General features: G+C 40.7%; 9 protein-coding genes and 1 other RNA gene. 2 read left to right on the forward strand and 8 right to left on the reverse strand.

The annotated features are described in order from the left end of the window. Positions 1–197: 197 nt before the first annotated feature. The 7 genes from N8O80_RS07640 to N8O80_RS07670 form a co-directional block, all read right to left on the reverse strand. Entirely contained in the window at positions 198–887 is a 690-nt protein-coding gene (locus tag N8O80_RS07640; protein ID WP_261027640.1) for a response regulator transcription factor, read from the reverse strand. Between the two features lie 11 nt (positions 888–898). Next, positions 899–2323, reverse strand: coding sequence for an NADP-dependent phosphogluconate dehydrogenase (gene gndA / locus N8O80_RS07645; protein ID WP_000158778.1), 1425 nt, complete (start codon positions 2321–2323; stop codon positions 899–901). Positions 2324–2398: 75 nt separating this feature from the next. Beyond that, on the reverse strand, positions 2399–3787 hold the full coding sequence (mapZ, locus tag N8O80_RS07650) for a cell division site-positioning protein MapZ (RefSeq protein ID WP_261027642.1): 1389 nt from the start codon (positions 3785–3787) through the stop codon (positions 2399–2401). A gap of 12 nt (positions 3788–3799) precedes the next feature. Further along, positions 3800–4957 (reverse strand): THUMP domain-containing class I SAM-dependent RNA methyltransferase, encoded by a 1158-nt coding sequence (locus tag N8O80_RS07655; protein WP_049552138.1) that lies wholly within the window; start codon positions 4955–4957, stop codon positions 3800–3802. Positions 4958–5041: 84 nt separating this feature from the next. Next, an RNA gene (gene rnpB / locus N8O80_RS07660) (RNase P RNA component class B) lies at positions 5042–5423 on the reverse strand. Positions 5424–5443: 20 nt separating this feature from the next. Further along, positions 5444–5773: a cell division regulator GpsB gene (gpsB, locus tag N8O80_RS07665; RefSeq protein WP_000146534.1), complete on the reverse strand. Its 330-nt coding sequence runs from the start codon at positions 5771–5773 to the stop codon at positions 5444–5446. 72 nt (positions 5774–5845) lie between these two features. Next, the gene (locus tag N8O80_RS07670) at positions 5846–6373 is read right to left on the reverse strand and encodes an SLOG family protein (RefSeq protein WP_004263565.1); all 528 of its coding nucleotides are present in this window, start codon (positions 6371–6373) and stop codon (positions 5846–5848) included. Between the two features lie 66 nt (positions 6374–6439). On the opposite strand from N8O80_RS07670, the gene recU reads away from it, so the two are divergent. Both recU and pbp1a read left to right on the forward strand, forming a co-directional pair. Further along, on the forward strand, positions 6440–7036 hold the full coding sequence (gene recU, locus N8O80_RS07675) for a Holliday junction resolvase RecU (protein WP_261027646.1): 597 nt from the start codon (positions 6440–6442) through the stop codon (positions 7034–7036). Continuing rightward, complete coding sequence (pbp1a, locus tag N8O80_RS07680; RefSeq protein ID WP_261027648.1) at positions 7033–9216, forward strand: penicillin-binding protein PBP1A; 2184 nt, start codon at positions 7033–7035, stop codon at positions 9214–9216. Before recU ends, pbp1a begins: the two co-directional genes overlap by 4 nt. Positions 9217–9382: 166 nt before the next feature. Here pbp1a and N8O80_RS07685 read toward each other — a convergent pair. Then, on the reverse strand, positions 9383–9880 hold a 498-nt coding region (locus N8O80_RS07685; RefSeq protein WP_261027649.1), incomplete at its 5' end, for an SIALI-17 repeat-containing surface protein.

Genomic DNA, 9880 nt, shown 5'->3' on the forward strand with positions numbered 1-9880 from the left:
TCGAAGAGTATTATTTTTTCCTACAAGTATTTATTCTCTCCTATCTATTTTATTATATTTTCACAAAAAAAGCGATTGTTTCCTTCACAATCGCTCAGTGCTAAAATAAAACTTTTAAGCAAACTAGGGAAAAGACTCAAGAAGGAAATTGATAAACTCAGTTGCATGATTACAACTGAGTTCACCTAACCTATTTTCTATTCTTGCATGGTGTAACCAACACCACGAACGGTTTTAATGTAGCTTTTTTGACCTTTTACATCAAGCTTGCTACGTAGATAACGGATATAGACATCCACGATATTAGTTTCGGTCGCACTTTCATACTTCCAGACACTTTCCAACAACTGCTCACGAGTCAGAACTTTCTTGCTTCCCATAAGAGTAGCCAAAAGGTCATACTCACGACGAGTCAGAGCAATCATTTCCTCGCCACGATAAACTGTGTGATGCTCTACATCCATACGCAGATTGCGATAAGACGTTGGAACCTTCATCTGACTACAGTGTTGGTCGATGAAGTCCCGACCTCGGAAAATCGCTGAAATACGGGCCACCAAATTATCAATAATAACCGGCTTATAGATGTAAGAAACGGCAAAGCGTTGGATTGTCTCAATCTGACCTTGCAATTCCTCACGATGGTCCAAGACCATGATCACTGAGGCTGGCTTAGTCCGACTCAGCTTGTCTGCAAAATCCTGGGCTGTCATATCCCCCAGATGAGCATTCAATAAAATCAAGTCATAGTCTGTCTGAAGAGCCATGGAGAGGGCTTTTTGCCCCTCCTCAACCTGATCAACTCGGTATTGCTCTTTTTGGAGTTCCAAACTTAAAAAATGAGCTAGATTTCGTTCTTTCTCAAGTAATAAAATCCGTTTCCCCATGGCAGACCTACTTATTTTTCGTCATACCAAGAGTAGTGGAATGTTCCTTCTTTGTCTTTACGTTGGTAAGTGTGGGCACCAAAGTAGTCACGTTGCGCTTGGATCAAGTTAGCTGGAAGGTCAGCTGAACGGTAGCTATCAAAGTAAGTAATAGCTGCTGAGAAAGTTGGCACTGGCACACCAGCTTGAACAGCAAGCGCTACGATATCACGCACTGCTTGTTGATACTTAGCAGTAACATCCAAGAAGTACTCATCCAAAAGAAGGTTGGCAAGGTCTGCATCACGGTTGTAAGCATCTGTAATCTTTTGCAAGAAACGAGAACGGATGATACAGCCATCACGCCAGATAGATGCGATGTCTGCAAATGGCAAGTTCCAGTTGTTTTCTTTAGAAGCTACACGCAATTGAGCAAAACCTTGTGCGTATGAAATGATTTTTGAGAAGTAAAGGGCTTGACGGATTTTTTCAATCAACTCAGCCTTGTCTCCTTCAAATTTGAAGGCAGCTGGTTTTGGAAGAACCTTGCTAGCATGCACACGTTCTTCTTTGTAAGTTGAAATATAACGTGCAAATACTGACTCAGTGATGAGTGACAATGGCACACCAAGGTCAAGTGATGATTGGCTAGTCCATTTACCAGTTCCCTTGTTACCTGCAGCATCAAGGATATAGTCTACGATTGGTCCATCTTGACCTTCATCGTCTTTACGGCTCAAGATATCAGCTGTGATTTCGATCAAGTAGCTGTCCAATTCACCCTTATTCCACTCAGTAAAGATTTCAGCCATATCTTCTGCTGAAAGACCTAGCAAGTGTTGCATCAAGTCATAACTTTCTGCGATCAATTGCATATCACCGTACTCGATACCGTTGTGAACCATTTTCACATAGTGACCAGCTCCATCAGGACCGATGTAAGTCACACATGGTTTGCCATCTTCTGGCGCTTTAGCTGAGATTTCTTCAAGAACATCTGCAACCAATTCGTAGGCCTCTTTTTGTCCACCAGGCATAATAGAAGGACCTTCAAGGGCACCTTTTTCACCACCAGAAACCCCCGTACCGATAAAGTTGATACCTGAGTTTGCCAATTCTTCATTACGACGGATTGTATCTTTGTAGAAAGTGTTTCCACCGTCAATCAAGATATCACCCTTGTCAAGGTGCGGAAGAAGGGCTTGAATTGTAGCATCTGTACCAGGTCCAGCTTGAACCATGAGCATGATACGACGAGGTTTTTCGATTGAGTTTACAAAACTTTCAACGTCATAGCTTGGTACAAAGTTCTTTTCAGGATGGCAAGCAATTACATCTTCAGTTTTTTCTTTACTACGGTTGTAAATAGCAACTGTGTAACCACGAGATTCAATATTAAGGGCAAGGTTACGACCCATTACGGCCATACCAACAACACCAAAGTTAGCTTTTGTCATTTGACACTCCTCTTGTTTAATTTGTTTTATTTTATCATTTTTATTTTTGAAAAGAAAGAATTTTGTAACAACCGTTTAGTAGTCCAAAGCATCCGCATGTCCAGAACCATTTCCAACAAAGTATCCTGTCTTACAGTTAAGGGTAAAGAGATAGGTTCCATCTGGCTTGTAGAGGTTGTAATAACCATTGCCATTAACGATATTGACACGTTCAAGGATATATTGGTTACCAGTGATATAACCACGTGAGCGTGAAGTCGCTAGGATTTTTTCCAAGACACCATCCGCGAAATCCCAAGCAGAGTTATTGCTATCATCAACAGCTGATTGATTGAACGGCACACGACTCGAAGCTCTCTGGAGGTCAACTCCAAAACTTGATAAACCACCATGGCTATCATCACGTGCAGAAACTGAATTGTTTGATGAGACGCTTGAAGATGGACTTGTGTTGTCTGTAGCCCTCTCTGTTGATGAACTTGAACTTTCTTGACTTGAGCTTGAACTTGAACTTGAAGGAGCTGTTTGTTGACTCTTACCTAGACTGATAGCCTTATCTAGCACTTTATCAATCTCCGTATTTCCAGTTTTAATATCTGTAAATTTAGCATCTGATTTAGCTTTAGCGTTAGTATCCAAAACTCCATCTACAATAGCTGGCTTATCAAATTGAGCATTGACATCTTGAATAGCCTTGATTTGAGTTGCTAGACTATCATACTTAGATTTTGCAAGCGTATATTCACGACTACCTTCTAGCTTATCAAGCAAGGTTTTAAGTTGATTCAGTTTATCAAACTGGCTATTCTTCAAAGCCGTTTTGTTGCTATCTGTATAGAAGGCATCATATAAATTATTGAATTCTTCCACATCTGACTGCGTGTTTGTAGTTGATTGAGAAGTCTGGATTTCCTTGGTCGAACGATCCACTTGACGATAAACATAATAACCAGTTCCAAGGATAAGAACTACTAATGCTGCTAGAATACCGTAAAGCACCCATTTCTTCTTACTATTTCCATCTTCACTATCTGTCACTCGAGAAAGTGTTGGAATATCTTCAGTCTCAAATTCTTCTACAAGAGGTGCTTCTGAAACTCGTGTTAATTCTAAATCATCAAACTGACTCAACTCATCTTCTAGAGCTGGAGAATCTACTCCTGTTCCCTCACGAAGCTCTTGAAGTAAATTATCTAGAGTCTGAGTCTCCTCTACCTCTTCTACCTCTTCTTTTTCAACTAAATCATCCTTGCTAAACTGACGCGTTTCAAACTTATCTGCCTCAATTTCATCTTTGTGTTGTTTCACATACTTGTCCAAGATAGAATCTCCAGGCAGTACACCTGCTTCCACCTCTTCATTTTTTAGCATGGCTTCTCCAACCGTTAGCTCTTTGGCATCATCAAAATCAAATTGCGCTTCTTGATGTTCTGTTATATGACGATCATGTCTTTTCTTACTCATGAGTTTTCCTTCCTACTTTACTTCCTGACGTTTCACACGCTGACCGAAATATTGATACAAATCAACTTTTAAAGTTCCATTGTACAACTTGCGCTTCTTGTCCGCCTGACTGCCGTACTTGGTCTCAAAGGCTTCATCACTAGTTAGGATAAATTTGCTCCACGTTTTCAGCGGTGCAAATACTTGCCCCATCTCAGCATAGAGTTTGGTAACTCCTGCATCATCTGACAAGCGTTCCCCATAAGGTGGGTTAGAGATAATCACTCCATTGATTTTATCGGAACGCAAATCCTGCACGCGCATCTGCTTAAAGGTAATATCTCCTGCAACACCTGCTGCTTGAGCATTGGCCTTAGCAATTTCCACCATACGTGCATCGATATCACAGCCCATGATATCTAGCTCAAGCTCACGATCTACTTTTTTGGCTGCTTCTGTGCGAACTTCTTGAATCAAGCGATTGCTAATCCAGTTCCATTCCTCAAAGGCAAAGGAGCGACGAAGACCAGGCGCCATCTTTCTAGCAATCATAACTGCCTCGATACAGAAAGTCCCCGAACCACAGGTCGGATCAATCAAGGGCTTGTCTGGATACCAGTTAGAGAGTTGCAAAATGGCTGCTGCCATATTTTCCTTGATAGGAGCACCACCTTTTTCAGTACGATAGCCACGTTTAAAGAGGCTAGACCCGGTCGTATCAATCATGACAGTTGCTACGTCTTTCAGAATAGAAACTTCAATCTTAAACTCAGGACCAGTCTCCATCAAGGGAATACCTTCTGGACGGGCATAATGTTTTTGCAACTTCTTAACAACGGCCTTCTTTGAAATAGCCTGAACACTGGGTTCATTGTGTAGTTTAGACTTCACACATTTAGCTTTCGAAATCGGGAAACGAGCCCCAAGTGGTAAATAATTTTCCCAATCTAGAGCGAAAACTCCTTGAAAGAGCTCCTCAAAAGTCTTAGCTGGGAACGTTCCTACGATAATCTTGATACGGTCTGCTGCCCGAAGCCAGAGGTTGGTTTCGATGATGGCTCTCGCGTCTCCTTGAAAACGAACACGCCCATTTTCAACCTGACAATCGTAGCCCAACTCTCGCACTTCTCGTCCCACAACAGCTTCAAGACCAGCTGCCGCAGTAGCGATTAAATTAAATTCTTTTTTCATTTTCAGTCTTATAAGACCTTTCTATATGTCCACTTTAAAAAATGAGGTTGAGAAAGTTTTCTCAGCCCCAACCTATATGCAATTTTCTATAAGCCATGTTTTGTTCCAGAAGTGACTAGGACCACTTCCTTCGATAATCATCTGTCTACCGCTAACAGCCTACAGCTGAAAGTAGTCAGAGTACTACGTTCGTTTCCGTGTACTCCATGCCCCGACCAAAATTTGGGTTGCTAGCTTGAGGGGTTTACCGCGTTCCACTCTCTCTGTTTCCAGAGAGACTCCGTCACTGTGGCACTTTCAAGCCTACTCTGGCCTATCCGAGGACTTAGCCATTTCAACTGCCGTAACGATTTCTCGTCCCTAGGCTTATGGTTTCGCCTAGCACAAACACTACAGGCATCACAGCCTGTGCTAGCATGGACTTTCCTCATGAAAAGAAATTCTCCTCACGCGATTATCCAAAAATTGCACTTTTCAAATAAGCTCTTATAAATCAGAGTTATCCAAAATTTGTTTACCAAATACTTCTTTCTCAAGACGATTTAGTCGTTTCAAAATATCAAAATTCGTCATAGAAGTTGTAGCCGTCATTTCAAGTGGTTCTGCTTGAACCGGTGCAGATTCAGGTTTGCGAGACAATTCTTCCTTCAACTCTGCAATTTCTTGACGGAGAGACTTGACTAAGGCAGCATAAGTTTCGTAGTCCTTGATGACATCGTCCAAAAATTCATCAACTTCAACCTTACTATATCCACGGACTTCACGTCCAAACTCTTGCTCAAAAATATCTTTTGCTGAAAAAATAATACTTGCCATCTCTCTCTCCATTCTCGGTTTCTAATAGTATTATTATATAAAAAAAGGCAAACAAAAATCAAGGTCAAAGGCTTACTTTTCAGAAAAATTTTCTGCTAGCTCATTTAGGTCTTCAAACGTTAGCCTTTTTATGCGATACCCTTCCTGATTTTTCATCAAGGTATCCATAAATTTTAATTTGGTCTCATTTTCTGGATCATAGAAAAAATAAGCTAAATCAGTATTTTCCAGTAAAAACCGTTGGTAGTCTCGTAGTTGCCCCATATGTTCATATTTAGGATAGGCATATTTGACAAAATCTACCTGCTTAAATTGGCTAAGTTTAAGCTGATTCGCTTCATTCCAATTTTCCCCGTGTGTTTCAAAATCAAAAATGGTCGCTAGGTTGAAATCATATTCTTCTTTCATTTCATTTGCGACATCAAGCACCCAAGATTCAAATCCCAAGTTCCCTGTAAAGACCAGCCAGTTAATCCCTTCTTCTGCCAAACTTTCTAAATCACGGCGAATGGCTTTCTTTATAATTTTTAACCTGATATCTTTTTCGTTAAAGACACCCAAGTCAAAATTAGAATATCCCATAATTAAAGCTGTAGTCATTTTTACACCTTTCTTTCTATTTTTATGGTATAATAGAGTGATGTCATTGTACCAATAAGGAGAAATATGGTCAACTATCCTCATAAAATTTCATCAAAAAAAAACAAAACATCCATTTCTCAACCAAATAATTTCGCAAATCGAGGAATGACTTTTGAAAAGATGATTAACGCTACAAACGACTACTATCTGACGCATGGTATGGCAGTTATCCATAAAAAACCCACGCCTGTTCAAATTGTCCGAGTAGACTATCCTCAACGTAGTAGAGCCAAAATTGTAGAAGCCTATTTTAGACAAGCTTCCACAACAGATTACTCTGGCGTGTATAGAGGACATTACATTGACTTTGAAGCCAAGGAAACGCGACAAAAGAATGCTATTCCAATGAAGAACTTCCATCTTCACCAGATTCAACATATGGAACAAGTTCTAGAACAGCAGGGTATTTGCTTCGTACTGCTTCATTTTTCTTCTCAACAGGAAACTTATTTGTTGCCGGCATTTGATTTGATTCGCTTTTATCATCAAGATAAGGGGCAAAAATCAATGCCACTTGGATATATTCAAGAATACGGATATTTAGTAAAGCAAGGGGCTTTCCCTCAAATTCCCTATCTCGACATTATCAAAGAACATTTACTAGGTGGTAAAACAAGATGAACAAACAAACTATTCTGCGATTCTTAAAGTATATCGGAATTACGTTCCTTACATTATTTATCGCACTATTTCTATTAGGTGGAGGTGTTTTCCTCTACTTTGTTAGCAAGGCTCCAGCCTTATCTGAAAGTAAATTAGTTGCGACAACCTCTAGCAAGATTTATGACAACAAAAACGAACTGATTGCTGACCTTGGATCTGAACGTCGCGTAAATGCTCAAGCAAATGAAATTCCTACTGACTTAGTCAAGGCCATCGTGTCTATCGAAGACCACCGTTTCTTTGATCATAGAGGTGTGGATACCATTCGTATCATAGGTGCGGCATTGAGAAACCTCCAAGGCGGAGGAGGCCTCCAGGGAGCCTCAACCTTGACTCAACAATTGATCAAATTAACTTATTTTTCTACTTCAACTGCCGATCAAACTTTGTCACGTAAAGCTCAAGAAGCTTGGCTAGCCGTTCAACTAGAGCAAAAAGCAACCAAGCAAGAAATCCTGACCTACTACATCAACAAAGTCTACATGTCTAACGGTAACTATGGAATGCAAACTGCATCCCAAAATTACTATGGAAAAGACTTGAAGGATTTAAGCTTACCACAGTTAGCACTCCTAGCCGGAATGCCTCAAGCACCAAATCAATATGATCCTTATTCTCATCCAGAAGCTGCTCTAGAGCGTCGAAACTTGGTACTTTCAGAAATGAAGGGGCAGAAATACATCAGCGCAGAAGAGTATGAAAAAGCTATTAATACCCCTGTTACCGATGGTCTACAAAGCCTGAAATCCGGTAACAGTTATCCTGCATACATGGACAACTACCTTAAAGAAGTAATCGACCAAGTTGAACAAGAAACTGGTTACAACCTTCTTACTACAGGTATGGATGTCTATACAAATGTGGACAAAGATATCCAACAACGACTCTGGGATGTTTATAACACCGACCAATATGTCACTTATCCTGATGATGACATGCAAGTAGCTTCGACTATTGTAGATGTATCTAATGGTAACGTTATTGCACAACTTGGTGCTCGTCATCAAGCAAGTAATGTTTCATTCGGCACCAACCAGGCTGTGGAGACCAATCGTGACTGGGGATCAACAATGAAACCCATCACTGATTATGCTCCTGCTTTGGAATTTGATATCTATGACTCAACTGCTACCATTGTACGCGATATCCCGTATAATTATCCTGGAACAAATACCCCTGTCTACAACTGGGATAGAGGATACTTCGGTAATATCACCCTGCAATATGCACTACAGCAATCTCGCAATGTTCCTGCTGTAGAAACACTCAACAAAGTTGGATTAAACCGTGCAAAAACCTTCTTAAATGGTTTAGGAATTGACTATCCAGATATGCATTATTCTAACGCCATATCAAGTAACACAACTGAATCTAATAAGCAATACGGCGCAAGTAGCGAAAAAATGGCTGTTGCTTATGCTGCATTTGCCAATGGTGGTATCTATCACAAACCGATGTACATTAATAAAGTTGTCTTTAGTGATGGTAGCGAAAAAGAATTTTCTGACCCTGGTACCCGAGCTATGAAAGAGACCACTGCTTACATGATGACAGAAATGATGAAAACAGTCTTGACCTCTGGAACTGGTTTTAACGCCTATATTTCATGGCTTCCTCAGGCTGGTAAGACAGGTACCTCTAACTATTCAGATGAAGAAATCGAAAATCATATTAAATCAAGTCAACTTGTTGCACCGGATGAAATGTTTGTCGGCTATACTCGTAAATATTCGATGGCCGTATGGACAGGTTACTCAAATCGTCTTACTCCAGTCATCGGCAATGGGTTCACAGTTGCTTCTTCAGTCTATCGTTCAATGATGACTTACCTATCAGAAGATGACCACCCAGGAGATTGGACTATGCCTGAGGGCTTATATAGGAGTGGAGAATATGTCTTTAAGAATGGAGCTCGTCCTACATGGACTGCTCCTGCTACTCAACAAAGTTCTACACCTGCTCCTGCGAGCCAGACTCCAGAGACTTCAACCTCTCAGTCAAGTGTAACGACACCAAACACAAATCCAAATGCAAATACAGCTACTCCCAATGCTGGAACCAACGAGAATACGGTAACACAACAACCAAGTACCAATCAAGGTCAGCCTAACCAAAATCCTCAACCAGCGCAACAATAAATTACTAACCACCCAAAAATTGGGTGGTTTTTCAATCTTTTCTTTATTCAATCAATAATTAGATAATAAAAACCTGAGAAGGCCAATTGTACTTCTCAGGTTTTTTGTTCTATACACTCCACTGGTTTAGAATACTATTAAGAAAGAGTTTAATTGTCATACACAACTAATCTTTTTTGCTTTTTGCTACAAAGATAGCAGATAAGGCTAGTCCAACGCTTGCCAAGAAAATAGCTGTTTCTGACTGTTTTTCACCAGTCTCTGGCAATCTCTTGTCTTCCTTGGCAACTTGAACTGGTGCTTCTGGAGTCTGAGATTTTTCTAACGAACTTAGCTTAAATTCTGGTTTTTCTACTGTCGGAGCTGGTTGGTCACCTACGGTTGATAATGGACCTGTGTAGGCTGGTAGCTCATGTTTCAAGGCCATAACGGAGTTAACTCCACCCTTGAACTCTGGTTTCTCTACTGTCGGAGCTGGTTGATCGCCTACGGTTGACAATGGCCCTGTGTACTCTGGTAGTTCGTGTTTCAAGGCCATAACGGAGTTGACTCCACCCTTGAACTCTGGTTTCTCTACTGTTGGAGCGGCTTGGTCACCTACGGTTGACAATGGGCCTGTATAAGCTGGTAGCTCATGTACCAAAGCTTCAACTGCATTCACACC

It is taken from the genome of Streptococcus mitis (assembly GCF_946190155.1).
Taxonomy (GTDB): domain Bacteria; phylum Bacillota; class Bacilli; order Lactobacillales; family Streptococcaceae; genus Streptococcus; species Streptococcus mitis_CL.

Bases quoted from the DNA above. Each gene is read 5' to 3' on its own strand.
- N8O80_RS07640 (WP_261027640.1), bottom strand. From the start codon at position 887: ATGGGGAAACGGATTTTATTACTTGAGAAAGAACGAAATCTAGCTCAT.
- gndA (WP_000158778.1), bottom strand. From the start codon at position 2,323: ATGACAAAAGCTAACTTTGGTGTTGTTGGTATGGCCGTAATGGGTCGT.
- mapZ (WP_261027642.1), bottom strand. From the start codon at position 3,787: ATGAGTAAGAAAAGACATGATCGTCATATAACAGAACATCAAGAAGCG.
- N8O80_RS07655 (WP_049552138.1), bottom strand. From the start codon at position 4,957: ATGAAAAAAGAATTTAATTTAATCGCTACTGCGGCAGCTGGTCTTGAA.
- gpsB (WP_000146534.1), bottom strand. From the start codon at position 5,773: ATGGCAAGTATTATTTTTTCAGCAAAAGATATTTTTGAGCAAGAGTTT.
- N8O80_RS07670 (WP_004263565.1), bottom strand. From the start codon at position 6,373: ATGACTACAGCTTTAATTATGGGATATTCTAATTTTGACTTGGGTGTC.
- recU (WP_261027646.1), top strand. From the start codon at position 6,440: ATGGTCAACTATCCTCATAAAATTTCATCAAAAAAAAACAAAACATCC.
- pbp1a (WP_261027648.1), top strand. From the start codon at position 7,033: ATGAACAAACAAACTATTCTGCGATTCTTAAAGTATATCGGAATTACG.